The organism is Sulfitobacter sp. JL08 (assembly GCF_003352045.1).
Classification (GTDB): Bacteria; Pseudomonadota; Alphaproteobacteria; order Rhodobacterales; family Rhodobacteraceae; genus JL08.
In genome coordinates this window covers 2767531-2794351 of the sequence record NZ_CP025815.1, presented here as the reverse complement: position 1 = coordinate 2794351, position 26821 = coordinate 2767531, and the positions used below count along the sequence as shown (strand labels likewise).

The 26821-nt window shown below is 59.0% G+C and carries 26 protein-coding genes; 18 read left to right on the top strand and 8 right to left on the bottom strand.

Annotated elements, in window-relative coordinates:
- Window positions 1-1182: an NAD(P)/FAD-dependent oxidoreductase gene (locus tag C1J05_RS13715; RefSeq protein WP_441351667.1), complete on the bottom strand. Its 1182-nt coding sequence runs from the start codon at window positions 1180-1182 to the stop codon at window positions 1-3.
- Between the two features lie 129 nt (window positions 1183-1311).
- On the opposite strand from C1J05_RS13715, the gene ftsW reads away from it, so the two are divergent.
- The 17 genes from ftsW to C1J05_RS13630 all read left to right on the top strand — a co-directional run bounded on the left by ftsW (window position 1312) and on the right by C1J05_RS13630 (window position 18298).
- A complete protein-coding gene (gene ftsW, locus C1J05_RS13710; RefSeq protein WP_114870748.1) occupies window positions 1312-2478 on the top strand; it encodes a putative lipid II flippase FtsW in 1167 nt (388 codons plus the stop codon).
- Window positions 2479-2508: 30 nt separating this feature from the next.
- Window positions 2509-3606, top strand: a complete 1098-nt coding sequence (gene murG / locus C1J05_RS13705; protein WP_114870747.1) for an undecaprenyldiphospho-muramoylpentapeptide beta-N-acetylglucosaminyltransferase — start codon at window positions 2509-2511, stop codon at window positions 3604-3606.
- The gene (murC, locus tag C1J05_RS13700; RefSeq protein ID WP_114870746.1) at window positions 3606-5006 is read left to right on the top strand and encodes a UDP-N-acetylmuramate--L-alanine ligase; all 1401 of its coding nucleotides are present in this window, start codon (window positions 3606-3608) and stop codon (window positions 5004-5006) included. Before murG ends, murC begins: the two co-directional genes overlap by 1 nt.
- A 102-nt stretch (window positions 5007-5108) precedes the next feature.
- Window positions 5109-5363: a DUF2484 family protein gene (locus C1J05_RS13695; protein ID WP_205388949.1), complete on the top strand. Its 255-nt coding sequence runs from the start codon at window positions 5109-5111 to the stop codon at window positions 5361-5363.
- Window positions 5360-5614, top strand: coding sequence for a DUF2484 family protein (locus C1J05_RS13690; protein WP_114870745.1), 255 nt, complete (start codon window positions 5360-5362; stop codon window positions 5612-5614). The genes C1J05_RS13695 and C1J05_RS13690 overlap by 4 nt, the downstream gene beginning before the upstream one ends.
- Entirely contained in the window at window positions 5604-5876 is a 273-nt protein-coding gene (locus C1J05_RS13685; RefSeq protein WP_114870744.1) for a hypothetical protein, read from the top strand. The genes C1J05_RS13690 and C1J05_RS13685 overlap by 11 nt, the downstream gene beginning before the upstream one ends.
- Window positions 5877-5878: 2 nt before the next feature.
- Window positions 5879-6196: a hypothetical protein gene (locus tag C1J05_RS13680; protein ID WP_114870743.1), complete on the top strand. Its 318-nt coding sequence runs from the start codon at window positions 5879-5881 to the stop codon at window positions 6194-6196.
- Window positions 6193-7131: a UDP-N-acetylmuramate dehydrogenase gene (gene murB / locus C1J05_RS13675; protein ID WP_114870742.1), complete on the top strand. Its 939-nt coding sequence runs from the start codon at window positions 6193-6195 to the stop codon at window positions 7129-7131. Before C1J05_RS13680 ends, murB begins: the two co-directional genes overlap by 4 nt.
- A 99-nt stretch (window positions 7132-7230) precedes the next feature.
- The gene (locus tag C1J05_RS13670; RefSeq protein WP_254684801.1) at window positions 7231-8109 is read left to right on the top strand and encodes a D-alanine--D-alanine ligase; all 879 of its coding nucleotides are present in this window, start codon (window positions 7231-7233) and stop codon (window positions 8107-8109) included.
- Entirely contained in the window at window positions 8097-8996 is a 900-nt protein-coding gene (locus C1J05_RS13665) for a cell division protein FtsQ/DivIB (protein ID WP_114870740.1), read from the top strand. Before C1J05_RS13670 ends, C1J05_RS13665 begins: the two co-directional genes overlap by 13 nt.
- Window positions 8993-10330: a cell division protein FtsA gene (gene ftsA, locus C1J05_RS13660; protein ID WP_114870739.1), complete on the top strand. Its 1338-nt coding sequence runs from the start codon at window positions 8993-8995 to the stop codon at window positions 10328-10330. The genes C1J05_RS13665 and ftsA overlap by 4 nt, the downstream gene beginning before the upstream one ends.
- A gap of 176 nt (window positions 10331-10506) precedes the next feature.
- Window positions 10507-12159, top strand: a complete 1653-nt coding sequence (gene ftsZ, locus C1J05_RS13655) for a cell division protein FtsZ (RefSeq protein ID WP_114870738.1) — start codon at window positions 10507-10509, stop codon at window positions 12157-12159.
- A 209-nt stretch (window positions 12160-12368) separates the two neighbouring features.
- Entirely contained in the window at window positions 12369-13289 is a 921-nt protein-coding gene (gene lpxC / locus C1J05_RS13650) for a UDP-3-O-acyl-N-acetylglucosamine deacetylase (RefSeq protein ID WP_114870737.1), read from the top strand.
- 165 nt (window positions 13290-13454) lie between these two features.
- Window positions 13455-14306, top strand: coding sequence for an outer membrane protein assembly factor BamD (locus C1J05_RS13645; RefSeq protein ID WP_114870736.1), 852 nt, complete (start codon window positions 13455-13457; stop codon window positions 14304-14306).
- Between the two features lie 37 nt (window positions 14307-14343).
- A complete protein-coding gene (gene recN, locus C1J05_RS13640) occupies window positions 14344-15993 on the top strand; it encodes a DNA repair protein RecN (RefSeq protein WP_114870735.1) in 1650 nt (549 codons plus the stop codon).
- A 138-nt stretch (window positions 15994-16131) separates the two neighbouring features.
- Window positions 16132-16476 (top strand): hypothetical protein, encoded by a 345-nt coding sequence (locus tag C1J05_RS13635; protein WP_114870734.1) that lies wholly within the window; start codon window positions 16132-16134, stop codon window positions 16474-16476.
- A gap of 169 nt (window positions 16477-16645) precedes the next feature.
- A complete protein-coding gene (locus tag C1J05_RS13630) occupies window positions 16646-18298 on the top strand; it encodes a chloride channel protein (protein ID WP_441351666.1) in 1653 nt (550 codons plus the stop codon).
- A 22-nt stretch (window positions 18299-18320) separates the two neighbouring features.
- Here C1J05_RS13630 and C1J05_RS13625 read toward each other — a convergent pair whose 3' ends face one another.
- From C1J05_RS13625 to C1J05_RS13605, 5 genes are all read right to left on the bottom strand, one after another.
- Window positions 18321-18665, bottom strand: coding sequence for a DUF427 domain-containing protein (locus C1J05_RS13625; RefSeq protein WP_114870732.1), 345 nt, complete (start codon window positions 18663-18665; stop codon window positions 18321-18323).
- Window positions 18666-18733: 68 nt separating this feature from the next.
- Complete coding sequence (locus C1J05_RS13620; RefSeq protein ID WP_114870731.1) at window positions 18734-20533, bottom strand: aminopeptidase P family protein; 1800 nt, start codon at window positions 20531-20533, stop codon at window positions 18734-18736.
- A gap of 51 nt (window positions 20534-20584) precedes the next feature.
- Window positions 20585-22462, bottom strand: a complete 1878-nt coding sequence (cobT, locus tag C1J05_RS13615) for a cobaltochelatase subunit CobT (protein WP_114870730.1) — start codon at window positions 22460-22462, stop codon at window positions 20585-20587.
- Window positions 22463-22559: 97 nt separating this feature from the next.
- Window positions 22560-23546: a cobaltochelatase subunit CobS gene (gene cobS, locus C1J05_RS13610; RefSeq protein WP_114870729.1), complete on the bottom strand. Its 987-nt coding sequence runs from the start codon at window positions 23544-23546 to the stop codon at window positions 22560-22562.
- A 203-nt stretch (window positions 23547-23749) separates the two neighbouring features.
- On the bottom strand, window positions 23750-24376 hold the full coding sequence (locus C1J05_RS13605) for a DnaJ domain-containing protein (protein WP_114870728.1): 627 nt from the start codon (window positions 24374-24376) through the stop codon (window positions 23750-23752).
- Between the two features lie 77 nt (window positions 24377-24453).
- Here C1J05_RS13605 and C1J05_RS13600 point away from each other — a divergent pair, with 77 nt between their 5' ends.
- Window positions 24454-24747, top strand: a complete 294-nt coding sequence (locus tag C1J05_RS13600; RefSeq protein ID WP_114870727.1) for a BolA family protein — start codon at window positions 24454-24456, stop codon at window positions 24745-24747.
- Between the two features lie 7 nt (window positions 24748-24754).
- Here the strand turns inward: C1J05_RS13600 and C1J05_RS13595 are convergent, their stop codons facing one another.
- Both C1J05_RS13595 and gatB read right to left on the bottom strand, forming a co-directional pair.
- Complete coding sequence (locus C1J05_RS13595) at window positions 24755-25225, bottom strand: DUF4177 domain-containing protein (protein WP_114870726.1); 471 nt, start codon at window positions 25223-25225, stop codon at window positions 24755-24757.
- A gap of 79 nt (window positions 25226-25304) precedes the next feature.
- Window positions 25305-26816 carry an Asp-tRNA(Asn)/Glu-tRNA(Gln) amidotransferase subunit GatB gene (gatB, locus tag C1J05_RS13590; protein ID WP_114870725.1) on the bottom strand — a complete coding sequence of 504 codons (1512 nt, stop codon included), beginning with the start codon at window positions 26814-26816 and terminating at the stop codon, window positions 25305-25307.
- Window positions 26817-26821: the final 5 nt, after the last annotated feature.

Sequence of the window (26821 nt, the reverse complement as noted above, 5' to 3'; positions counted from 1 at the left end):
CTAAGCGGCGGCGATGGCGGTACCAGCGGCCCAGCCCGATGACCATGCCCATTGGAAATTATAGCCGCCCAGCCAGCCGGTCACATCGACCGCTTCACCGATGAAATAGAGGTTCGGCACCGATCTGCTTTGCATGGTCCTTGCATCCAGCGCATCGGTATCAATGCCGCCCAGCGTCACCTCGGCGGTGCGGTATCCTTCTGATCCATTGGCAGTGATGCGCCAGTTTTTCAGATCATGTTGCAACGCTTTCAGGGCGGCATCCGACTGGTCCGCCAGATTGCCACCCATGGGCATGAAATGCGCCAGATGATCGACCAGCCGTGTGGGCAGAACCTGCGCCAGTTCCGTTGTCAGATTGCGCCGCCCGCCGGTCTGGCGTTGAGTGCGCAACCTTTCAAACAGATCGATACCGGGAAGCAGATCAACGCAAATCTCTTCGCCTTCGCGCCAGTAGGACGAGATTTGCAGGATCGACGGTCCTGACAGGCCGCGATGGGTGAACAGCATCGCTTCGTCGAAACTTGCACGCGCATTGTGTATGCGTGCCGGGGTTGCGACACCGGCAAGCGGCGCAAATCGCCCGTCCGGAAAGGTCAGCGGCACCAGTGCGGGGCGGGTTTCGGTTACCGGCAGGCCGAACTGGCGCGCAATATCATAGGCAAAGCCCGAAGCGCCCATTTTCGGAATGGATTTGCCACCGGTTGCGATCACTACGTTTGTGGCAGATATCTTGCGCCCGTCGCCCAGATCAAGATCAAAACCTTGCGGCGATTTCGCAATGCGCGACACAGATGTGTTCAGTTCAAGCGCGGCATCCGCGTTTTTCATTTCGGCCAGAAGCATCGCAATGATGTCTTTGGCAGAGTGGTCGCAAAACAACTGGCCCAGCGTTTTTTCATGGTAGGCAATACCGTGACGGGCAACCAGATCAATGAAATCCCATTGCGTGTATCGCGCCAGCGCCGATTTCGCGAAATGCGGATTGCCCGAGATAAAGTTTTCCGGACTGGCGTAAAGATTGGTAAAGTTGCAGCGCCCGCCGCCTGATATTCGGATTTTTTCGCCCGGGGCCTTGGCGTGATCAATCACCAGACACGATCCGCCGGCATGGGCGGCGCACATCATTCCGGCGGCTCCGGCACCAATGATCACCGTTTCGAAGTGCAAGCGTGTCCTCATAACCTTGCAGGTGACGCGCTTCTTGCGCCAGTGCAAGAGGAAGACACTGGCGCAACGATGTTTTTCGCGCTAAACTCTGCCTCAGATCCCGAAAAGGGACGATGTTGAGGCAGTGATCGGCGGTGATCCATGACGGAAATGGTCTATGGCGCGGTTCCTATGCGGGACGGCGAACCAATTTTACCAAAATGGTGGCGGACCATCGACAAATGGTCGATGTCCTGTGTTCTGATCCTTTTCGCGATCGGAATTCTGTTGGGTTTGGCGGCATCGCCGCCGCTGGCAGCCAAGAACGGGTTTGAACCGTTCCATTATGTTCAGCGGCAGGCGTTTTTTGGCGGTCTGGCTTTGATAGCGATGTTTCTGACATCCATGATGACGCCGCTGGTGGTGCGCCGGTTGTCAGTCATCGGTTTTCTTGTGGCCTTTGTTGCGATGGCGTTCCTGCCGGTTTTCGGCACCGATTTCGGCAAAGGGGCCATGCGCTGGTACTCTCTTGGGTTTGCCTCGATCCAGCCGTCGGAATTTCTGAAGCCCGGATTTGTCGTTGTGGCGGCGTGGATGATGGCCGCAGGCCAGGAAATCAACGGACCGCCCGGGCGAACCTGGTCGTTTGTCCTGTGTATCACGATCGTTCTGATGCTGGCCTTGCAGCCTGATTTTGGACAGGCGTGTCTTGTGTTGTTCGGCTGGGGCGTCATGTATTTCGTTGCAGGTGCGCCGATGCTGTTGCTGGTGGGCATGGCCTGTCTGGTCATTCTGGCCGGCACGGTTGCCTATTCGAATTCAGAACATTTTGCCCGCCGAATTGATGGCTTTCTGTCGCCGGACGTAGACCCGACAACCCAGTTGGGATATGCAACTAACGCCATTCGCGAAGGTGGTCTGTTCGGCGTGGGTGTTGGCGAGGGCGAAGTCAAATGGTCGCTTCCCGATGCGCACACGGATTTCATCGTGGCCGTCGCCGCCGAGGAGTACGGCCTTGTTCTGGTGCTGGTCATCATTGCGCTTTATTCGATTGTTGTGGTCCGTTCGCTTTTGCGGCTGATGCGGGAACGTGATCCGTTCATCCGGTTGGCCGGTACCGGAATGGCGTGTATTTTTGGTGTGCAGGCCATGATCAACATGGGCGTGGCCGTCCGGTTGTTGCCAGCCAAGGGCATGACATTGCCGTTTGTCAGTTACGGCGGATCCTCCCTGATTGCGGGCGGCATTGCGGTTGGTATTTTGCTGGCCTTCACCCGCACCCGCCCGCAAGGCGGCATCGGCGATCTGCTAAGGAGCGGGCTGCGATGAACGCGCGCGAAAACCGCTTTGGTGGGTGTCATGCGTGATGGGCCACTGATCGTCATCGCGGCAGGCGGCACTGGCGGCCACATGTTTCCCGCCCAGGCACTGGCCGAGGCGATGACGGGGCGCGGCTGGCGGGTCAAACTTTCGACGGATGCGCGCGGTGCGCGCTATACGGGCGGATTTCCCGATACAACTGAGATCGAACAGATCAGCAGCGCAACATTTGCCCGCGGCGGTGTTGTGCAAAAAGCGATTGTTCCGTTCCGCTTGGCGGCGGGTATCCTTGCCGCGACGTTCAAGATGGTCAAGGATCGCCCTGCTATCGTGGTGGGCTTTGGCGGATATCCAACCATTCCGGCCATGGCGGCGGCGTTCTTGTTGCGCAGGCCGCGTATGATCCATGAACAGAACGGTGTGCTGGGCAAGGTGAATAGACTGTTCGCGCGCAAGGTTGATGCGGTGGCATGCGGTGTCTGGCCAACAGACCTGCCAGAAGGCGCAGAAGGTGTGCATGTGGGCAACCCGGTGCGCGGGGCCATTCTGGAACGTGCAGGCGCGCCCTATATTCCACCGGGCGATTATCCGATGTCCGTTCTGGTGATGGGCGGCAGTCAGGGTGCGCGCATTCTGTCTGATGTGGTGCCGCCTGCCTTGGCCAATTTGCCGGTGAAATGGCTTAAGAACATCCGTGTTGCCCATCAGGCCCGCGAGGAAGACGGCCAGCGCGTTGCAGATTTTTATGCCGAACATGGCATTGATGCCGAAGTGCAGCCCTTTTTCAAGAACGTACCCCGCAGGATGAGCGAAGCCCAGTTGGTGATCAGCCGCGCGGGTGCTTCCACGATTGCGGATCTTACGGTGATCGGTCGCCCGTCGATCCTGATCCCGTTCGCGGCTGCGGCAGGCGATCATCAAACCGCAAATGCGCGCGGACTGGTGCAGGCGGGTGGGGCCATTCTGATTCCGGAAAAGGCGCTGACGGTCGATGCGCTGGCCGAACAGATCGAAATTGTTTTTTCCGATTCCAAAGGCGCCACGAAAATGGCAAATGCCGTGCTGGGCGCTGGCCGTGCCGATGCCACGGACAGGCTGGTCGATATGGTTCTGTCCCTGAGCAAGGAGATTGATTGATGAATGCAGCCACCAAACTTCCCGGTGATGTGGGGCCGATCCATTTTGTCGGAATCGGCGGAATCGGGATGTCGGGCATCGCCGAAGTGTTGCTGAACCTTGACTACACGGTGCAGGGCTCTGACCTAAAGGCATCCAAGATCACCGACAGGCTGGCTGCAAGTGGTGCGACAATTTTCGAAGGCCAGCGGCCCGAAAACCTGGAAGGTGCCGAGGTTGTTGTGATTTCCTCGGCGATCAAGAAAGGCAATCCCGAACTGGACGAGGCGCGGCGCCTGGGCCTGCCGATCGTGCGGCGCGCCGAAATGCTGGCGGAATTGATGCGGCTGAAATCAAACATCGCCGTGGCGGGCACCCATGGCAAAACGACAACGACGACCATGATGGCCGAATTGATGGTCGCAGGCGGGTTTGATCCGACGGTGGTGAATGGCGGTATAATCCACGCCTACAGGTCGAACGCCCGCATGGGGCAGGGCGAATGGATGGTCGTCGAAGCAGACGAAAGCGACGGCACGTTCAACCGGTTGCCCGCAACCATCGCCATTGTCACCAATATCGACCCCGAACACATGGAACACTGGGGCGATTTTGATACGCTGCGGCAGGGGTTTCTGGATTTCGTATCCAACATCCCGTTTTACGGGGTCGCGGTTTGCTGCACCGATCACAACGAAGTGCAGGCGCTGGTGGGCAAGGTTACTGACCGGCGGATTGTCACCTACGGGTTCAACGCACAGGCCGATGTGCGCGCCGTGAACCTGAAATACAAAGCCGGCGTGGCGCATTTCGATATCGCGCTGCAAGCCGAGGGCAAACTGATCAAAGGCTGCACATTGCCGATGCCGGGCGATCATAACGTATCCAATGCCCTGTCGGCGGTCGCAGTGGCGCGCCATCTTGGCATGAAACAGGATGAAATCCGCACCGCGTTGGCAAATTTTGGCGGTGTGAACCGGCGATTTACCAAAGTGGGGGAAGTCGACGGCGTTACCATTATCGACGATTATGGCCACCACCCGGTTGAAATAGCAGCGGTTTTGCGCGCCGCGCGTCAGGCAACCGAAGGTCGCGTGATCGCGATCCACCAGCCGCACCGTTATACGCGGCTGCATTCTCTGTTTGATGATTTCTGTGCCTGTTTCAATGACGCGGATGTCGTTGCGATTGCGGATGTCTATGCAGCTGGCGAAGACCCCATCGCGGGGGCCAGCCGCGACGATCTGGTGTCGGGTCTAATCCGCTACGGGCACCGCCACGCTCGCGCCATCGACAACGAAGACGATCTGGCCCGTCTTGTGCGTGAACAGGCCGGCCCCGGTGATATGGTCGTTTGCCTAGGGGCGGGCACCATCAGTGCATGGGCCCACGGTTTACCAGACCGGCTGGCCAAGGGATAGCGGTATGAGAGATACACTACAGCGTCGGATCGGACCCGGATTGCTGGCAGTGTATGGCGTCGTTGTTCAGTCGTTAACGGGTTTGATTTGGGCGGGAGCGGCATGAATATCGTCCTGATACTTGCCTGTCTCTGGGCTCTGGCGTCTGCGGTGGTTGCAATGCTGCCGATGCGATACCAGTATGTTCCCGGTTTTGCGCTGTTGTTGATGGCGCCGGTTTTGATCTTTCTGATCGGCCTGCAATACGGATGGGAATTTTCCGTGTTGGGGGCGGCTGCCTTTGTGTCGATGTTCCGCAATCCTCTGCGTTATTTCTATCAGCGTTTCCGTGGCCGCCATCCCGAGGTTCCAAAATGACGTATTCCCTTATTCTGGCTTGTATGTGGGCCGTGATCGCAAATGTTCTGGCGATGACACCCAGCCGCGACAACCACTGGCGCAATGCCTATATCCTGATCGCCATCGGGATCCCGCTATTGGGATATGTGACCTATCAGAATGGACCGTGGGTGGGGCTGTTCGTGCTGGTCGCAGGCATTAGCGTTTTGCGCTGGCCGGTGATCTACCTGACGCGCTGGTTGCGTAAGGCCGGGCGCCATGGCAGTTGAGGCCCTGTTGTTTATGGCGGCCACGGCTGCCATTGCGGCCTTGATCACAGGCAGTGCGCGTTATTTCGGCTTGACCCGCTTGTTGCGCATCCTGCTGGTTCTGTGGATTGTGCTGAGTGTGGTTTTGTTTCTATTGGCATTGAGCACACCATCATTTGACCGGCGGATTTTTCTGTCGCTCTGGCTGTATTTCGCACTGCCGGCCTTTTGTGGAGGCGCGCTTGCATCCTGGGGGGTAGGGCGGATCATGGGAAAGGGTTAAACATGATTGAAGTTGCGGAAGTTCTGGGCGGGGTCGTTCTGACCTTTATCATCTGGATCGTGCTGTCCTTTGTTGCAGGGTGGCGGCGCAATCGCAGGCTGTTCGGTTTTCTTTTCCTGTTTGCCATTCTGTTTCACGCGGTCTGGATCAAATACGGCGTGGGGGAATCTCCGCTGGATCCGCCCGCTCTTACATCGCAGCTGGCGGTTCTGTTTTATGGCTGTGCTGCCTATGTTGTCGGCCTGATGTTTGGCGGCTTGTCCCGTCTGATCCGGGGCCGCAAGAAACCTGACCCGTCAAATCCGGATCACGGTTCGTGACGGCACTGCCGACACCAAGAGGCCGGTTGAGCGAGGCGCGCAATCTGTCCGATCTGACGTGGCTGCGCGTTGGCGGGCCGGCGGATTTCCTGTTTCAGCCCGAAGATGCCGATGACCTTGCCGCCTTTCTGGCGGCCCTTGATCCCGGTATCGCGGTCTTTCCCATGGGGGTTGGTTCAAACCTGATCGTGCGCGACGGCGGATTGCGCGCCGTGGTGGTGCGTTTGGGGCGTGGGTTCAATGATATCCGGATCGACGGAAACACCGTTACAGCCGGGGCGGCGGCGCTGGATGCGCACGTGGCGCGCAAGGCGGCCGACGCGGGGCTTGATCTGACATTCCTGCGCACGATTCCCGGCAGCATCGGAGGTGCTGTGCGGATGAACGCAGGCTGTTACGGCCACTATACGGCAGATGTCTTCCAAAGCGCGCGCGCCGTTACGCGTGACGGGCGCATTGTCACGCTGACGGCTGATGATCTGAAATTCCGCTATCGCCAGACCGTCCTGCCCGACGGGTGGGTGGTGTTCGAGGCAACATTTGCCGCCCCGACCGGTGATCCCGCAGATTTGCACGCGCGCATGGCCGGCCAACTGGCCAAACGGGACGCGACACAACCGACAAAAGAACGGTCGGCAGGCTCGACCTTTCGCAATCCGGCGGGTTTCAGCTCAACCGGGCGGGCGGATGACGTGCATGATCTCAAGGCGTGGGCGGTGATTGACAAGGCCGGAATGCGCGGTGCGCGGCGCGGCGGCGCGCAGATGAGCGAGATGCACCCGAACTTTCTGATCAACACCGGCGGCGCGACAGCCGCCGATCTGGAAGGATTGGGCGAAGACGTGCGAAAAAAGGTTTACGATTCCAGTGGGATCACGTTAGAATGGGAAATTATGCGGATCGGTGATGCGATCCCAAAAGGCGGAGCCGGATAACCCAAAAGGGAGCGGCGCAATAACAGGGTCTTAAGGCCCGGACATAGAGGCACGAAAGTGGGTCAGTCGAGCAGGACGTCCCCGACAGTGGCAGTTTTGATGGGTGGCCCTTCGGCAGAGCGCGAAGTGTCCCTGTCTTCAGGGCGTGCATGCGCCGCTGCGTTGCGGGACCAGGGATATCAGGTGATCGAGGTCGATGCCGGCCGCGACCTGTGTTCCGTTTTGCAATCGCACAATCCCGATGTTGTCTTTAACGCCCTGCATGGCCGTTGGGGCGAAGACGGATGTGTTCAGGGTCTGCTGGAATGGCTTGGGTTGCCTTACACGCATTCAGGTGTGCTGGCATCCGCGCTGGCGATGGACAAGCAGCGCACCAAACAGGTTTACAAGACAGTCGGGTTGCCGGTGGTGGACAGCATCATTGCGTCTGCATGCGATGTACGCCGTTCGCACGTGATGCAGCCCCCCTATGTGGTCAAGCCGAACGCCGAAGGCTCAAGCGTGGGTGTCTATCTGGTGCACGAGGCTGCCAACGGTCCGCCGCAACTGGCCGACACCATGCCGGAACACGTGATGGTCGAGGCGTTCGCGCCGGGGCGGGAACTGACAACCACGGTGATGGACGGCAAAGCGCTGACCGTCACCGATATCCTGACCGACGGCTGGTACGATTATGACGCGAAATACAAGCCCGGCGGGTCGCGCCATGTGGTTCCGGCGGATCTGCCTGCCGACATCTTCGGCATGTGCCTTGATTTTGCAGTGCGAGCACACAGTGCACTGGGGTGTCGCGGTGTCAGCCGAACCGATTTCCGCTGGGATGAAACGCGCGGCGCGGATGGTCTTGTTCTTCTGGAAACCAACACGCAGCCGGGCATGACCGACACGTCGCTCAGCCCCGAGCAGGCGCAGGCGTGCGGAGTAAGCTTTGGAGAGCTGTGCCGCTGGATGGTCGAGGATGCCTCATGCAACCGTTAACAGCTTTGCGCAAAAGATCAGAAAGCATTCCCTGCGATCCGGCGCCGTCGCGCTGGTCCTATCGCTATCAGCGCCTGATCCTGACACCCGGCGTCCGGCTGATGTTTCGTGTCGGGATGCCGTTCCTGCTGGCGCTGGGGGCTGCCGGATTTTACTTTTCTGATGAAACCCGCCGCGATCGCATTGCCGCTTCGGTGGCTGAGGCGCGCAACAGCGTGGAAACCCGCCCCGAGTTCATGGTGCAGCTGATGGCTGTCGACGGTGCCGGTTACAAGGTGGCGGGCGAAATCCGCGAAGTTGTGCCAATCAGTTTTCCGGTCAGCTCCTTTGATCTGGACCTGAAAGAAATCCGCAAGACTATTTCGGATCTTGATCCCGTCAGGGAGGCAACGGTGCGCATCCGCCCGGGCGGCGTGTTGCAAGTGGATGTGATCGAGCGCATGCCGGCCGTTATGTGGCGGACCCGAGAGGGGCTGCAGGTGCTGGACGACGCGGGCGTGCTTGTGACGCAGGCGGCATCGCGTTCCGAATATGCAGACCTGCCGCTGATCGCAGGCGAAAATGCCGATGCACATGTGGAAGAGGCCATGCGGCTGTTTCGCGCGGCCCAGCCATTGGCGGGCCGGTTGCGCGGGCTGGTGCGTGTGGGTGAACGGCGCTGGGATGTCGTTCTGGATCGTGACCAGCGCATCCTGTTGCCCGAAAACGCGCCGGTTCAGGCGCTGGAACGCGTCATCGCCTTAAGCGAGGCGCAGGACATTCTGGAGCGTGATCTGGCCGCGGTGGATATGCGTATTGCCGCCCGCCCGACGCTGCGCATGAACAAGGCTGCCGTTTCGGAATGGTGGCGCATCCGACAACTCAGTAACGATGGACTCTCTCAATGATCGACCTTTACCAATCCCAACGTGCAATGCGTCACATGCGCAAACTTGCAATGCAGCGCGGGGTCGTCGCCATTCTGGATGTCGGCAGTTCCAAGATTGCCTGTCTCGTGCTGCGGTTTGACGGCACGTCCGGCCCCTTGGACGAAGCGGGCGGGATCGGATCATTGGCGGGCCAGTCCGGGTTTCGGGTGATCGGGGCGGCAACGACGCGGTCGCGCGGTGTGCAATTCGGCGAAGTTGTCGCGATGCAGGAAACCGAGCGCGCCATACGTACGGCGCTGCAAGCGGCGCAAAAAATGGCGAACATCCGTGTTGATCACGTGATCGCCTGTTTTTCGGGGGCTGAACCGCGGTCTTACGGGCTGGATGCGCAGCTTGAACTGGAAGGGCAGATCGTCACCGAGCAGGATGTCGCGCGGGTGCTGGCCGATTGCGATCTGCCGGAATACGGCGAAGGGCGCGAGGTGCTGCACGCGCAGCCGGTGAACTTTGCGCTGGATCACCGTTCGGGCCTGTCGGATCCGCGCGGACAACTGGGGCAAACCCTGTCTGTGGATATGCATATGCTGACGGTTGATGCCGCAGCGATCCAGAATCTGGCCCATTGCGTCAGCCGCTGTGATCTGGAACTGGCGGGGATTGCATCGTCGGCTTACGTGTCGGGCATTTCATCACTGGTTGAAGACGAACAGGAACTGGGGGCCGCCTGTATTGATATGGGGGGCGGGGCCACGGGTGTTTCGATCTTTATCAAGAAACACATGATCTATTCCGATGCGGTCCGCATGGGCGGGGATCATGTGACATCGGATATTTCGATGGGTCTGCAAATTCCGACAACAAATGCCGAGCGGCTGAAAACCTTTTATGGCGGTGTCCATGCCACCGGTATGGATGATCGTGAAATGATCGAGATCGGCGGCGAAACCGGTGATTGGGAACATGATAGGCGCACCGTCAGCCGGGCAGAGCTGATCGGGATCATGCGCCCCCGCGTCGAAGAAATTCTGGAAGAGGTGCGCGCGCGGCTGGATGCGGCGGGCTTTGATCATCTGCCCAGCCAGCAGATCGTGCTGACGGGCGGGGGCAGCCAGATACCCGGGCTTGACGGATTGGCCAGCAAAATACTCGGGCAGCAGGTACGGCTGGGCCGGCCACTTCGGGTGCACGGGTTGCCACAGGCGGCAACCGGCCCCGGATTCGCCAGCGCCGTGGGCCTGTGCCTGTTTGCAGCACACCCACAGGACGAGTGGTGGGATTTTGACATTCCGGTTGATCGATATCCGGCCCGGTCTTTGAAACGCGCGGTAAAATGGTTCCGCGACAACTGGTAGACGCAAGATATGGCGCAAACTTCGAAATCATGGATTTACCGGCAAAAAATCGCCCATATTTTGTGTCATTTTTGCGTTTTTTAGGTGACGTTACGGCCCTTGCACGATAAGATCAGGGCGATTTAGGTAAAAAAACACCCGTAATTGCGGGTCAGCAGCACAGGCGGACAGTAACCATGACACTCAACCTTTCAATGCCCGGACAAGAAGACCTCAAGCCACGGATTACCGTTTTTGGCGTTGGTGGGGCAGGTGGCAATGCGGTCAACAACATGATCGAAAAGCAGCTGGACGGGGTTGATTTCGTTGTTGCCAACACTGATGCGCAGGCCTTGCAGCAAAGCAATGCAACCAGCCGGGTCCAGCTTGGGATCAAAGTGACCGAAGGTCTGGGCGCCGGTGCACGTGCTTCAGTGGGTGCTGCCGCTGCAGAAGAAAGCATCGAACAGATTGTCGATCATCTTGCCGGCGCGCATATGTGCTTTATCACGGCTGGCATGGGCGGCGGTACCGGAACCGGGGCGGCACCGATTATTGCGCAGGCTGCGCGCGAGCTGGGTGTTCTGACTGTCGGTGTCGTGACCAAACCGTTCCAGTTCGAAGGTGGCAAACGGATGCGTCAGGCCGAAGATGGCGTTGAGGCGCTGCAAAAGGTCGTTGACACGCTGATCATCATTCCGAACCAGAACCTGTTCCGTCTGGCCAATGAAAAAACAACCTTTACCGAAGCGTTCAGCATGGCAGATGATGTCTTGTATCAGGGCGTGAAAGGCGTGACCGATCTGATGGTGCGTCCCGGTCTGATCAACCTTGATTTTGCCGATGTCCGCGCCGTGATGGACGAGATGGGCAAGGCGATGATGGGTACCGGCGAGGCGGAAGGCGAAGATCGCGCCATTCAGGCCGCCGAAAAGGCCATTGCCAACCCGCTGCTGGACGAAATCAGCCTGCGTGGCGCGAAAGGCGTGCTGATCAATATCACCGGCAGCCATGATCTGACGTTGTTCGAACTGGACGAAGCCGCGAACCGCATCCGCGAAGAAGTGGATTCCGAGGCCAATATCATTGTCGGTTCGACATTGGATACCGCAATGGAAGGTATCATGCGCGTGTCTGTTGTTGCGACAGGCATCGATGCCGTTGATTTGCACACCGAAGTGCCGGTACCGCGCCGCCCGATGTCGGCGCCGCTGCGTCCGTCTGCCCCTGTCGAAAAGGCGCAAGACGCGCCGGAACAGGTCGTTGAACAGCCCGAAGTCGCCGTGGCGGCCGAAACCACCGAAGAACCGCAACTGTTCGACGATTTCAACACAAACGTTGCCGAGGAAGAACAGGCCGACGCATTTGTTGCCGAGGAAGCTGAAGAAGCCACAGATGACGGTCTGCCAATGCCGGCCTATCAGCCGAAAGTGGCCGAGTTCGAACCGCAGCAGGAAACGATGCATGACGATATGGAATCGTTCGTAGCGCCGCGCGCACCCGCGCCGGGCACGCCATCGCCCGAAGCGATGAAACGGTTGCGCGATGCTGTGCAGAAACGTCCTTCTGGCCACAGTGCCCCGCAGGAAGTTGCCCAGCGTCAGGAACCCCGTGCGGCAGGTGGCGAAGCCGAGCGCCCGCGCTTTGGAATTAATTCGCTGATCAACCGCATGACAGGTCACGCGCACGAGCAGTCCGGCGAACGCGGCGGTCAGCCGATGCGGACCCAACCGCCAGTTCAGCAGGCGCAAGCGCACCAGCCGCGCCCGTCCCAACAGGCACAGGAAGCGGCTGATCAGGATCAGGAACGGATCGAGATTCCGGCGTTCCTGCGGCGTCAAGCCAACTGATTTTTGTCACAATTCTGTTTCAAGGGGTCGCCGCTTGGCGGCCCTTTTCTTATTAAAAACAAATATTTAGAATGATGTAGGCAGGGAACTGCCGAAGCCTGACGCGCATGTTTCAGTCCGTTACAAAGATTGAGTTGAGGCTTTCGGGTTGCCTGCTTAGTTACCTTTAACAACAAGAAGCAGCGGCGTATCTGTGCCAGGGGCATTAAGTGCAAAACACTTTAAAATCCGAAGTGATCTTTGAAGGCGTTGGCCTGCATACCGGTCGCAATGTGCGTATGGTGGTAAAGCCCGCATTCGCCAATCACGGTATCTGGTTCCGCCGCACGGATATCGCCTTGGGCGACCGGATGATCCCTGCGTTGTGGGATGCGGTAAACCGCTCTCCCTTGTGTACCAAACTGGAAAACGCTTCCGGAGTGTCCGTTTCGACGGTTGAACACCTGATGGCGGCGTTGGCCGGCTGTGGTATCCACAATGCCCTGATCGAGTTGAATGGCCCCGAAGTGCCGATCCTTGACGGGTCGTCGGCATTGTTTGTGCGGGGGTTCATCGGCCGTGGTCTGCAACGCCAATCGGCACCGGTTCGCGCTTTGCAGGTGTTGAAACCCGTGTGTGTTCAGCAGGGGGATGCCCGCGCAACACTGTCACCCGCCAATGCGCTTAAAATCGATTTTGAAATAGATTTCGTTGATCAGGCGATAGGACGTCAGGTCAAGTCGATGAATATGGCAAACGGATCGTTTGTCCGCGAACTGTGCGACAGCCGTACGTTCTGCCGGCAGGCTGACGTGGATGTGATGCACGCCAACGGGCTTGCCCTTGGCGGAACACTGCAAAATGCGGTTGTTGTCGATGGTGCCGAAGTTTTGTCGCCGGGTGGTTTTCGCCACGCGGACGAGGCCGTGCGCCACAAGATGCTGGATGCGCTGGGTGATCTGGCGCTGGCCGGAGCACCGATTCTTGGCCATTATCAGGGTGTCCGCGCGGGCCACTCGCTGACCAACACCCTGCTGCGGGCGCTTTTTGAAACGCCCGGCGCCGTGCGTCTGGTGGAATGTGATCCTGAAATGACGGCGAAACTGCCCGGCGTCGGCGTTGTTTGGGACGAAATTCCCGCCGTTGCCTGATTTTGGCAAACAGCCTTTTTTCCAAACCCCAGACAGCAATTGCGACCTTTGTCAGACACTCGTATAACATTTGAGTCTAAGGCGTTTTGCACCGGAATTTTATGTGCTAGGACGCGTAAGACCAAAGGCTGAACAATTAATAGCAATGGCGGTAAGGAAACAGGCATGACAGGCGGATCCCGGACAAAGGTGATCGGTGCGGTGCTTTTGACCGTGGTCCTAACTGCCTGTGGCGGTGACGGTATTAGGTTGCTGCGCAATAATGATGTGCCGCTGGAAAACTACACCCCCGAACAGATTTTCGGTCGCGGCGAATACGAACTTAGCCGGAACCGCGGCGAACAGGCGGCGTTCTATTTTTCCGAAATCGAACGGCTGTACCCGTATTCCGACTGGGCCAAACGTGCATTGATCATGCAGGCGTTTTCCTACCATCAGGAACAGGATTACCCCAACAGCCGGTCCGCGGCACAACGGTTTATCGATTTCTATCCCGCCGATGATGATGCTGCCTATGCGCAATATCTTCTTGCGCTTAGCTACTATGATCAGATCGACGAAATCGGACGCGATCAGGGGCTGACGTTTCAGGCGCTGCAATCCTTGCGCGCTGTGATCGAACGGTATCCCGACAGTGAATACGCAACAGCGGCGATTCTGAAATTCGATCTTGCGTTTGATCATCTGGCGGCCAAGGAAATGGAAATCGGGCGCTATTACCTGCGTCGGGATCACTATACCGCCGCGATCAACCGGTTCCGTGTTGTGGTCGAGGATTTCCAGACAACAAGCCACACCGCCGAGGCGTTGCATCGTCTGGTCGAAGCCTATCTGGCGCTTGGTCTGACGGATGAAGCACAATCCGCAGGCGCCATTCTGGGCTATAACTACCAATCGACGGAATGGTATCAGGACAGCTACAACCTGCTGACAGGGCAGGGGCTTTCGCCCAATGCGCGCGGCAACAACTGGTTGTCGCAGGTCTATCGCCAGACAATCAAAGGCGAATGGATTTGATGGCGGTGATGCCGTCTTTGGATAATCGATAAACACCATGCTGCGCGGCCTTGATATCAGGGATATGCTGATCATCGACCGTCTGGAACTTGCCTTCCAGCCGGGCCTGAATGTGCTGACTGGCGAAACCGGCGCGGGAAAATCCATTCTGCTGGATTCGCTGGGCTTTGTCCTTGGGTGGCGCGGGCGCGCCGAACTTGTGCGTCAGGGGGCCGAACAGGGCGAAGTGACTGCCTGGTTCGATCTGCCGGAGGGGCACGCCGCGCACGCCGTTCTGCAAGAGGCGGGATTGCCTGCGGGGCCGGAACTGATCCTGCGGCGGGTGAATACATCGGACGGGCGCAAGACTGCTTGGGTCAATGACCGGCGCTGTTCGGGTGATGTGCTGCGCCTGTTGTCGGAAACGCTGGTGGAATTGCATGGCCAGCACGATGATCGCGGCCTGTTGAACCCGCGGGGGCACCGCGATCTGCTGGACAGTTTCGCCGGGCTGGAAGACGACCGCGCCAGATTGCGATCCCTGTGGTCTGTGCTGGGCAAGGCGCGCAAGGCGGTTGAACTGGCCGAAGCCGCGCTGGCAGCCGCACGCGATGAAGAAGAATATCTGCGCCACGCAATGGCAGAACTGGACGCGCTTGATCCGCAGGCAGGCGAAGACAGGGCACTTGATGCTGCGCGCCGGTTGATGCAGGGCGCGGAAAAAATCCGCGAAGACGTCCAGCGCGCCCATGATGCTCTGGGACATGACGGTGCAGAAGGCGCTGTCGGCAATGCGATGCGCTGGCTGGACGGGGTCGCCGACAAAGCCGAAGGCCATCTGGATGCACCGCTTTCGGCATTGGGCCGCGCGATGGTTGAACTGGACGAAGCGACGGACGGGATTGCCCGTGCTCTGGATGTTTTGTCTTTCAACCCGGTCGATCTGGAGGAAACCGAAGAACGGTTGTTTGCGATCCGCGCACTGGCGCGCAAACACGATATATTGCCGGATGATCTGGGATTGTTCGGGGACACGCTGCGCCAGAAACTGGCTGCGCTGGATGCGGGTGATGCCGATCTGGCAGCGTTGAAAAAAGCGCTATCAAGTGCGCAATCCGATTATACCCAAGCCGCCGAACGCCTGAGCGGCGCGCGCAAGAAAGCGGCCGGGAAGCTGGACAAGGCGGTCATGTCCGAACTGGCACCGCTGAAAATGGACAGGGCCGTGTTTGAAACGCAGGTCAGTTCGGCCGATCCTGGGCCGGACGGTATTGATCTTGTCGCTTTTTCCGTGGCCACAAACCCCGGTGCCCCGGCTGGCCCTCTGGCGCGCATTGCTTCGGGTGGGGAACTCAGCCGGTTTCTGCTGGCGCTAAAGGTTTGCCTGACCGGCCAGAACAGTGGCGTGACGATGATTTTCGATGAAATCGACCGTGGCGTTGGCGGCGCGACCGCAGATGCGGTCGGGCGGCGGCTATCAGCGTTGGCCGAGGACGGGCAGGTTCTGGTTGTCACGCATTCACCGCAGGTTGCGGCCCTGGGCGCGCATCACTGGCGCGTTGAAAAACAGGTCAAGGGCGGCATGACGACATCGACAGTCGTTGCCTTGCCTCAGGACGCGCGTGTTGACGAGATCGCGCGCATGCTGGCCGGCGATTCCATCACGGACGAAGCACGCGGCGCGGCGCGGGTTCTGCTGGCCGGATAACGCTTGGCGGGTGTGTTCGGCGCCGATTGTGTCAGAAATGTGCACCTATTGTGTCAAAATATTGGGTTGACCAAAGGCCATCGCAGGGACTACCGTTAAGAGTGTAGTAGTTTTTTGTGTTTGTAAGCGAGTTTTGTAATGTTTGTATCAGTACCACTGCGGATACTGTCCGCCACCCGCACCATCCCCTATGTCATTGTTTTTGCATGCTTGGCAACCGCCTCTGGCGCGTTTATCGGCGCCGATGATTCGCCCGGTGACACTGGTCCGTCCAATGATCCGGCGGGACCGTCTGCCGGTCCGTCTGCCGGCCCATCTGCCAATGAACCTGCCGGTCGTGATGATCAGGGCGCACCGGATGATGAACAGATTCCACGGGATATCGTGGGCCAGTTCGGCTTCATCGACCTGAACGGGGCGGCCGCACAAGTGCAAAGCCAGGATTGTTACGGTGTGTCAATCAACCGGTGTGAAACGCGCTGAACCCGCAATATAGCTGTGGCCGGATCAAAGGTGCGATTTTGGCCGCAGTTTCACGCTATTAGAGCCAACGGGGCTATCGCGCCCCGTTCATATTTGCTTAGTCTTGGCACAGGTTTCCTGATGTAAGCTCCAGATGTCTGATCCAGCGCGTTCTTTTTTGTCCCAGCAGATGGACCAGGCAAAAAAGGCCAGCAAGGACGTGTGGCGGATCATGCTGGATCGCGGGCCCAGCCAGATACAGTTCTGGTTCATTGCCTTGCTGATCGGGATCGGGGCCGGTTTTGCGGCGTTGACGTTTCGCAAAGCCATCGAAAGCCTTCAGGCGCTGCTATACGGGACGGACGATGTGCAGCATTTGCACAGCTTTGCGTCGGGCCTGCCATGGTACTGGGTGCTGATTATTCCGATTGTCGGCGGCTTGATTGTCGGGCTTGTCCTGCACCGGTTTACGCCGGACGGGCGTGTCCGGTCTGTCGCCGACGTGATCGAAGGTGCTGCGATGCAGGACGGCAGGGTTGAAACCAAAGCCGGGATCGCATCGGCCTTTGCCTCTCTCGTGACGCTTAGTTCGGGTGGATCAACGGGGCGGGAAGGTCCGGTTGTTCACATGGCCGGCGTCATTTCGACATGGGTCAGCAACCGGATTCAGGCTGACGGCATAACCGGGCGCGATTTGCTGGGCTGCGCCGTCGCGGCAGCGGTGTCAGCCAGTTTCAACGCGCCCATTGCGGGAACCCTGTTCGCGCTCGAGGTTGTGTTGCGCCATTTTGCGGTCCATGCCTTCGCGCCAATTGTCATCGCCTCTGTCGCCGGTACCGTGATCAACCGGCTTGAGTTTGGCAACGTCACCGAATTCGCCCGCCCGCTGGAGGGCGCATTGCAGTTTTACGTCGAATTGCCGGCGTTCCTGCTTTTGGGGCTGTTGTGCGGGCTGGTGGCCGTTGCCCTGATGAAAGCCGTTTTCTGGGCCGAAGACGTTGGCACCTATATCCAGAACAAGACAGGATTGCCGCGCTGGCTGCGCCCGGCTGTCGCGGGGGCGTTGCTTGGCGCGCTGGCCATCTGGTTTCCTCACATCATCGGCGTCGGATACGAAACGACATCGCTGGCCCTGAACGGAGAGCTAGCCTTTCACGAGGCGGTGGTGTTCGCGGTTCTGAAAACCATCGCGGTGGCAGTGACCATGGCCGGGCGCATGGGGGGCGGGGTGTTTTCGCCATCTCTTATGGTGGGTGCGCTGACAGGTCTGGCTTTTGGTCTGGTTGCCACAGGCATTTTGCCCGATGTGTCGGGGTCGACCACGCTTTATGCGCTGGCGGGCACCGGTGCTGTTGCGGCTGCGGTTCTGGGGGCGCCGATATCAACAACGCTGATCGTGTTCGAACTGACCGGTGACTGGCAAACCGGAATTGCAGTTATGGTGTCGGTGTCGCTGTCCACGGCGCTGGCGTCCCGTCTGGTCGACCGGTCGTTTTTCCTGACCCAGCTGGAACGGCGCAACATCCATCTGGCTGCCGGTCCGCAAGCCTATCTTCTGGCGATGTTCCGCGTCGCAACGGTGATGCGCAACATGCACGACGAACGCGGCATTGATGAAAGCCAGTGCTGGGACATGATCAGGGATGGCATCTATGTCGATGGAAATGCCACGCTTGAGGCTGCGATGCCGGTGTTCGAAAAATCGGGCGCCGCTTTCATTCCGGTGGTCACGTTGCAGGGTGAAGATGCCCCGCCGGAATTGAGCGGGGCGTTGTTCCATGTCGATGCGCTGAAGGCCTATAACAGGGCACTTGCCGACACAGCGGCCGAAGAACATTCCTGACCAGTGCACGCCGTGGCGCGATTTAGATCTGTTCCACGGTGACGTCGTCATTATTGTAAAACGCAATATGGTCCTTGATGCGCGCCACATCTTCCATGGGCGCATCATAAGACCAAGCGGCATTCTTGTATGTCGCGCTGCGGCTGGCGATGGCGTAATAGGTCGCATCACCTTTGTGCGGGCAATGGGTGCTATGATCGGACTGGTCCAGCATCGCCATGGCGATATCGGATTTTGGAAAATAGATCACAGGCGGGTAATCGCCCTCGGACAGTTCAAGGGCATTTGCGCTTTCTGCCAGAACGGCACCGCCTGCGCGGACCGACCAGCGCCCCGGTGCTTTGCGAATTCTTATGTGATCAGCCATAACGGTCAGAACCTTTCTTGCAGACTTCAATCTCTCAGATAGTGGCCCTGTGATGCGACATTACGGTGTCAGATCGGGGCCGTTGCGGTATCCAACCATGTTTTCGCGGACTTGCCCAGACGCGGCCCCACTTTTTCCGCAACGCTGCGGTGGTAGCTGTTCAGCCAGTCGCGTTCGGCTTCGCTCAGCATCTCGGCAATGATCGCGCGGCGGTCTATGGGCACATAGGTCAGGGTCTGCCAGTGCAGCATTTTGCGGTGCGTGTCCGCGCTCGGCATGTCGGGGGCTGTTTCCACCACCAACAGGTTCTCGATCCGGATACCAAACGCGCCTTCGCGGTAATAACCCGGCTCGTTCGACAGGATCATGCCGGGTTCAAGGGGCACGTGGCTGACACGGCTCAGGCGCTGCGGCCCTTCATGTACGCTCAGATATACGCCTACCCCGTGCCCAAGACCGTGATCAAAATCCTGCCCTGCCTGCCACAACGGCAAACGCCCGATCGCCTCGATATCGCGACCGGCCAGGCCTTTGGGCCAGCGCAGTCGCGACATTGCGATCATACCCTGCAAGACGCGCGTAAAGCAGCGCCTTGGTTCTTCCTCTACAGTTCCGATCGAAATGGTTCGGGTGATGTCTGTTGTGCCATCCAGATACTGGCCGCCACTGTCCAGCACCAGAAAATCGCCGTCTTTCAGAACGCTGTCGGTTTCGGTCGTGACGCGGTAATGCATGATCGCGCCGTTTGCACCGGTGCCGGCAATGGTTTCGAAACTGATGTCCTGCAAGGCATTGCTGGCGCGGCGCGCCTGTTCCAGACGGGTCACAACATCGGTTTCCCGCAATGTGCCGGGCGGTTGCGCATCCAGCCAGGCAAGCAGCTCGACCATCGCAACCGCATCGCGCAGATGGGCCTCGGCGCTGCCGGCGATTTCGGTGGCGTTTTTGCGGGCCTTGGGCAGCGCGCAGGGATCATCCCCCGGCACGATATCGATCTTTGCATTCTGCAATGTCTGTTCCACCGCCACCGGCGCGCTGCCCGCATCAAGCAGAACAGGGCCGTCCAGGGTGGCGATATGGGCCAGAAACCGGTCCGGATCCATCAGGCGAACGGCAGGGCCCAGATGATCGGCAATGTTTCCGCGTTTGTCCTCATGCACAAAGAAGTCAACGCGCGCGTCTTCATGCAGAACCGCAAAGCCATGCGCCACCGGATTGCGTGGAATATCACTGCCGCGAATGTTCAAAAGCCACATGATCGAATCTGGCAGCGTGATCACGGCAGCCTTGCAGCCCTTGTCCTTAAGGGATGCCGCCAGCCGCGCGATCTTGTCCCCGTGGCGTTCACCTGCATATTCCAGCGGTTGCGGTTTGACAGGGTTCATCGGCGGCACCGGCTGATCCGGCCAGATCCGGTCCACCAGATTCTCGCAGGGGCACAAAGCGATACCGCTGCCCACCAGCGCCTCTGTACTTTGTTTGATCTGGTTCACGGTGTGAAGCCAGGGATCAAACCCGACCTTGCCGGCGTCGGGCAGGGTGTCTTTCAGCCAGTCGGCAAGGCTTGTTTCCGGCCATGGTACCGGCGTGAACACATCGGCCACCTGCGCCTTGACCTGAGTGCGATAGCGTCCGTCGATGAAAACACCGGCGTTCTTTGCCAGAACGGCGCAAAATCCGGCAGATCCGGTAAACCCGGTCAGCCAGGCCAGCCGCTCGTCATGCGGGGCCACGTATTCGCCCTGATGCGCATCTGCGCGTGGCACCAGAAAGCCGTCCAGCCCTGCCTTTTGCATTTCTGCACGCAAGTCGGCCAATCGGGGTGGCCCCTGTTCGGGCCGGGCGGTCACCTCAAAACTTTGAAACATCCCAACCCCTTCATCTTTTCATAAATACTTCCGCCGGAGGCTCCGGCGCCATCAGCCCGCGCGCCGGATACCCATGACGCGCGCCCGCGCCCGTGGATCATTGTCAAACAGGGCGGCCAGTTGTTCCGTCATGGCCCCGGCAAGCTGTTCAACATCGGTGATTGTCACGGCCCGGTCATAATAGCGGGTGACATCGTGGCCGATGCCGATCGCCAAAAGCTCGACCGCACGGCGACGCTCTACCATCGCGATCACATCGCGCAGGTGTTTTTCCAGATAGTTGGCCGGGTTGACCGACAGGGTGGAATCATCGACCGGCGCGCCATCCGAGATTACCATCAGGATCTTGCGCGATTCCGCACGACCCTGCATCCGGCGGTGGGCCCATTCCAGCGCTTCGCCATCGATGTTTTCCTTCAGCAAACCTTCCTTCATCATCAGGCCCAAATTCGGCCGTGTGCGCCGCCAGGGTGCATCGGCGGATTTATAGATGATGTGGCGCAGATCGTTCAGGCGGCCGGGTTGTCCGGGGCGGCCATTGGCCAGCCACGCTTCGCGGGCCTGCCCGCCTTTCCATGCGCGGGTGGTAAAGCCGAGGATCTCCACCTTGACGTTGCAGCGTTCCAGTGTCCGGGCCAGAACATCGGCGCAGATCGCGGCAATCGAAATTGGGCGTCCGCGCATTGATCCGGAATTGTCCAGCAAAAGGGTCACCACGGTATCGCGGAACTCGGTGTCTTTTTCGACCTTGAAGGACAGGGGCGTTGTCGGGCTTGCCACGACACGGGCCAGACGACCGGCATCCAGAATACCTTCTTCGCGATCAAATTCCCAGGACCGGTTCTGTTGCGCCTGAAGGCGTCGCTGCAATTTGTTGGCCAGCCGCGACACCGCGCCTTTCAGGGGTTCCAGTTGCTGATCCAGATAAGCGCGCAGCCGTTCCAGTTCGACCGGTTCGGCCAGATCCTCGGCGGCGATTTCTTCGTCGTGATCGCTCAGATATACGGTATAATTGGGGTCGGCGTCTGAAATCGGTTGCGGGGCGGGCGGCTCCAGCGGGGCTTCGCCTTCGGGCATTTCCGCTTCTTCGCCCATCTCTTCGTCGGCCATTTCGTCCATGCTGACCTGCGCCTGTGACGCGTCCTGCTGGTCTTCCTGGCTTTGCTCGGCGCTGGCTTCGGCGTCCTGATCGTCGTCGTCCTGATCGCCGGTGCTGTCGGGATCCTGTTCTTCTTCGCCGCCGTCTTCGGCTTCGTTTTCGTTTTCATCATCCAGTTGGTCGGGGTCGTCGCCCAACTGGTCGCCATAGCCCAGATCGGAAATAACCTGCCGCGCGAACTTGGCAAAGGATGCCTGATCCGACAGGGTGTCTTGCAGGTTGTCCAGCGTGCCGCCGGCCTGTTCTTCGATAAAGCCACGCCACAGTTCCATTACGTTCTGCGCGCCGGCGGGCAATGTGCGCCCGGTGGCCAGATGGCGGATCAGGTAACCGGCGGCCACGGAAAGCGGCGCGTCTGATGGCTGCTTGCAGTCCTCATAGCCCTTGCGCGTCGCCTCATGGGCGATCTTGGCGTCGATATTGCCTGCGGTGCCGGGCATATCGCGCGCGCCCATCGCTTCGCAGCGGGCAGTTTCCATCGCTTCGTAAAGTTCGCGCGCCATTTCTCCGGGCGGGGCGTAGCGCGCATGGGTGCTGTCATTGTGATAGCGCCGGTTCAGTGCCAGCGCGTCGGCTGTGCCGCGTGCCAGAAGCACCTCGTCGCGTGTCATCCGGCGGCTGACTTGTGGCAGGCGCATCGCATCGCCCGACAGGCCAGATGGATCAACCGTATAGCTGACGCTCAATTCCGGATCATGCGCCATGACCTTGGTCGCCTCGGCCAGCGCTTTCTTGAACGGATCGGCAGGGTTGTCGGTTGGTTTGCTCATCTTCCGGGCCGGTATGTAAAACGGGCACCCGTCGCTACGGGCCCCGATGCGTCAATGACGGTGCGCGGCAGCGCTGGTATCATGCGCGCAAATCGCGTCATCCCAGGCTCGCGCTGGCCGCGCTTTCGGGCAGTTCCTCGTCGAACAGGCGCTGGTAGAACTCGGCCACGGTCTGGCGTTCCAGTTCGTCGCATTTGTTCAGGAACGACAGGCGAAACGCATAGCCGACATTGCGGAAAATTTCGGCATTCTGCGCCCAGGCAATCACAGTGCGCGGTGACATGACCGTGCTCAGATCGCCCGACATGAAGGCGGTGCGCGTCAGATCGGCGACTGTGACCATCTGTTTGATCGTCTTGCGACCCTTGTCGCTGTTGTAATGCGGGTTCTTCGCCAGAACGATGGCGGTTTCGGCCTCGATGCTCAGATAATTCAGCGTTGCCACCAGTGACCAGCGGTCCATCTGGCCCTGGTTGATCTGTTGTGTGCCATGATAAAGCCCGGTTGTATCGCCCAGACCAACAGTGTTGGCAGTGGCAAACAGGCGGAAATAGGGGTGCGGGTCCAGCACCTTGTTCTGGTCCAGCAGGGTCAGTTTTCCGTCAACTTCCAGCACGCGCTGGATCACGAACATCACGTCTGCGCGGCCGGCATCATATTCATCGAACACGATGGCCGTTGGTGTGCGCAGCGCCCATGGCAGGATGCCTTCTTGAAATTCTGTCACCTGAACGCCGTCGCGCAGTTTGATCGCGTCTTTGCCGATCAGATCGATCCGGCTGATGTGGCTATCCAGATTCACCCGTACCGTGGGCCAGTTCAGCCGCGCGGCGACCTGTTCGATATGGGTGGATTTTCCGGTGCCGTGATAGCCTTGGATCATCACACGCCGGTTGTGTGAAAACCCCGCAAGAATGGCCAGCGTGGTATCTGGATCGAATTTATAGGTGCTGTCCAGTAGCGGAACCCGATCGGATGTATCCGAAAACCCTTTGACGGTCATGTCTGTGTCGATGCCGAATACATCGCGCACCGAAATCGTCTCGGTCGGTTTTGCATTGATATCGATCGAGCCGTCCGCCATCTGTCTTATCCTTGTAAAATATCCCCGGAACGGGGCGTCATTTGTGCAGTTTCCGTGGTGCAACATATCGCGAAGCAGGGCAAGGGGAAGGGGGGTGGAAAATAACGCTGTCCCCGCAAGGGGTGCCCCCATAAGGATCGCCGTAGTGTGACGATCCCGAACTGTACAGGTCAGCCAAGCGCCCGGTGGGCGCAGGCCGGTTATCAGTCTTTGAAGTTACGGCTGACCTTTAGCTGATCCCATGCCCAGACGACTTCCTGCAACTGTTCTTCCTGGCTGCGATCACCCCCGTTCATATCCGGGTGCAAGACCTTGATCAGCGCCTTGTAGGCTTTGCGAACCTCGGTCTTTGTCCAGTGATCCTTGGCTTCCAGAATTTCGACGGCGCGGCGTTCGGTGGGCGGCAGTTTGCGGCTGTTGCTGACCCCTTTGCCGGGGTTCTGCGTGGCATTCGCACCCAGAACCTGATGCGGGTCTTCAATGCCCAAACGTGCCCAGGCGCGCGCCTCGGGGTCTTTCATCGGTTTGGTTTCACGTTCCCAAACCTTGTCCTTGGATTGCTGCGCATTGATTTCAGCCTCGGTCGTGCCGTGGAAGAAATTCCATTTCAGATTGTATTCGCGCACGTGCTGTTGGCAGAACCAGAAATAATCGTCCAGAACATCCGGTGCTTTGGGCGCACGGTATTTTCCCGGCTCTTCGCAGCCTTCATGTTCGCACAGACGGACCGATGTTTCAGAGGCACCCGACATTCCGCGGCGGCCCCGCGGATTTTTCTTCTTGGCCGAAGACACAGACATGTCAAATCCAAACGGATCGTTCTTGTTCATTTTCGTGGTCCTCTTTCCGACTCGGCCCAGAGAGTTTAAAGTAAACACAGTCAGATTGAAGGGGTCAGGTTCAAAAAATGACAGATAAATTGGATGCAGCTGGCGTTGTGCCGGTTCTGGTGCGGGATGAAATCCACGATCGCCTTGAACAGACCTTTTCGCCCACCGCGCTTGAGGTTGTGGATGACAGCGAGGCGCATCGCGGCCACAGTGGATATCAGGAAGGCGGGCAGAGCCATTTCAATGTGATGATCCGCGCCGACGCATTCAAGGGGCAATCGCGGGTGGCGCGTCACCGGGCGGTTCATGCCGCGCTTGGGCCTGCGCTTATTGCGCGTATTCACGCACTGGCGTTGGATATCGGCGTCTAGACAGGCTTTATTCAGCAGGTTTTTTCTGACCGGCGCGTTTTTTCAGGGCTTCGGTCATGCCCGCGACTTCCGACAGTTCTTCGACGCCATTGTCGCTTAGCATCTTGGTCGCGCCCGGCTGTCCTGCCGGCCTTTCCGGGTCTTGTGCAACCTCGGGCTCTGCGGGCGTCACGGGTTCTGGCGCCGCGACTTCCGCGTCGTCAGCCATTTTCAGCACAACCGGTTTGAACTCTTCCAGATCACCGGAACGCGCACGACGAAACACCAGCACGTTGCGATAGGTCGTGACAGAGCTGGTCAATCCACTGCGTTCGCGGCTGGGCAGGGTTTCGGCCCGCTGAAATTCCCATCCGTCGCTGCCCATGTCGTTCATCAGGTGCTGTAACGCATTTGCAAACCGCGATTCAGGCGTTTTCAACCCGCGCGCCTTAAGGCCTTTGGTCGGGGCAGGAACAACTTTGTACTCGTAGTGGGGCATGGGTTAAGCCTTGAAGGGATAGAACGGCGTCATAGCAAACGGTGCTGCATGCGCCAAGTGTTTGCGGTGCCCTGTCCGATCACAGGCCCAGTTTTTCGCTGACCAGTTTGTTCACCGCCGCCGGATTGGCCTTGCCGCCGGTTGCCTTCATCACCTGACCCACGAACCAGCCTGCAAGTTTCGGATTGGCCTTGGCCTTTTCGACCTGCGCAGGGTTATCGGCAATCACGGCATCCACAGCCGCTTCGATGGCGCCTGTGTCCGTGACCTGCTTCATCCCTTCCGTCTCGACGATCTCGACCGGATCGCGACCTGTCGTGTAGGCGATTTCAAAGACTTCCTTGGCGATCTTGCCGCTGATGTCGCCCTTGGAAATCAGCGTGATAATGCCGCCCAGCTGATCCGGGCTGACAGGGCTTGCGTCAATGTCGCGGTCATCTTTTTTCAACCGACCGAACAGTTCGTTGATGACCCAGTTCGCGGCCATTTTCCCGTCGCGCCCGTCTGCGGTTTTTTCGAAAAAGGCCGCGGCTTCGACATCGGCGGTCAGAACCGATGCATCGTAATCGGACAGGCCGAATTCAGTGATGAACCTTGCCTTCTTTGCATCGGGCAGTTCGGGCAGGCCCGCCTTGATTTCGTCCACCCAGCTTTGTTCGATGTCCAAAGGCAACAGGTCGGGGTCGGGGAAGTAGCGATAATCATGCGCCTCTTCCTTGGACCGCATTGAACGGGTTTCGCCCTTGTCCGGATCATAAAGGCGGGTTTCCTGATCGACCTTGCCACCGGCTTCGACGATGGCGATCTGCCGGCGGGCCTCGACTTCGATGGCTTGTTGGATAAACCGCATCGAGTTCATGTTCTTGATTTCACAACGCGTGCCCAGATGCGAAAAATCCTGTGTTTCCATGTATTTTTCGTATTGGCCGGGCAGGCAAATCGATACGTTCACGTCCGCACGCATCGCGCCCGATTGCATATCTCCGTTACACGTTCCCAGATAGCGCAGGATCTGGCGCAGTTTGGTGATATAGGCTGCGGCCTCTTCGGGGCCGCGAATATCGGGCCGGCTGACGATTTCCATCAGCGCCACGCCGGTGCGGTTCAGATCGACGAAAGACATGTTCGGATCCATGTCGTGGATCGATTTTCCGGCATCCTGTTCCAGATGGATGCGCTCTACCCGGACCAGACGCGCCTTGCCTTCGCCCATTTCCACCAGCACTTCGCCCTCGCCTACGATGGGGTGATACAATTGCGAAATCTGATAGCCCTGCGGCAGATCGGGATAAAAGTAGTTCTTGCGGTCAAAGGCTGAATTCAGGTTGATATGCGCGTTCAGGCCCAACCCGGTGCGCACCGCCTGTTCGACACAGAATCGGTTGATCACCGGCAGCATGCCCGGCATCGCGGCATCCACAAAGGCCACATTGGCATTGGGTTCCGCCCCGAATTTGGTGGACGCGCCGGAAAACAGTTTCGCGTTCGAGGTGACCTGGGCGTGCACCTCCATCCCGATCACCAGTTCCCAGTCGTGTTTGGCACCGGCTATCCGTTTGGGGGTCGGGGCCTCGTAGGTGTGGTCCAGCATGGTCT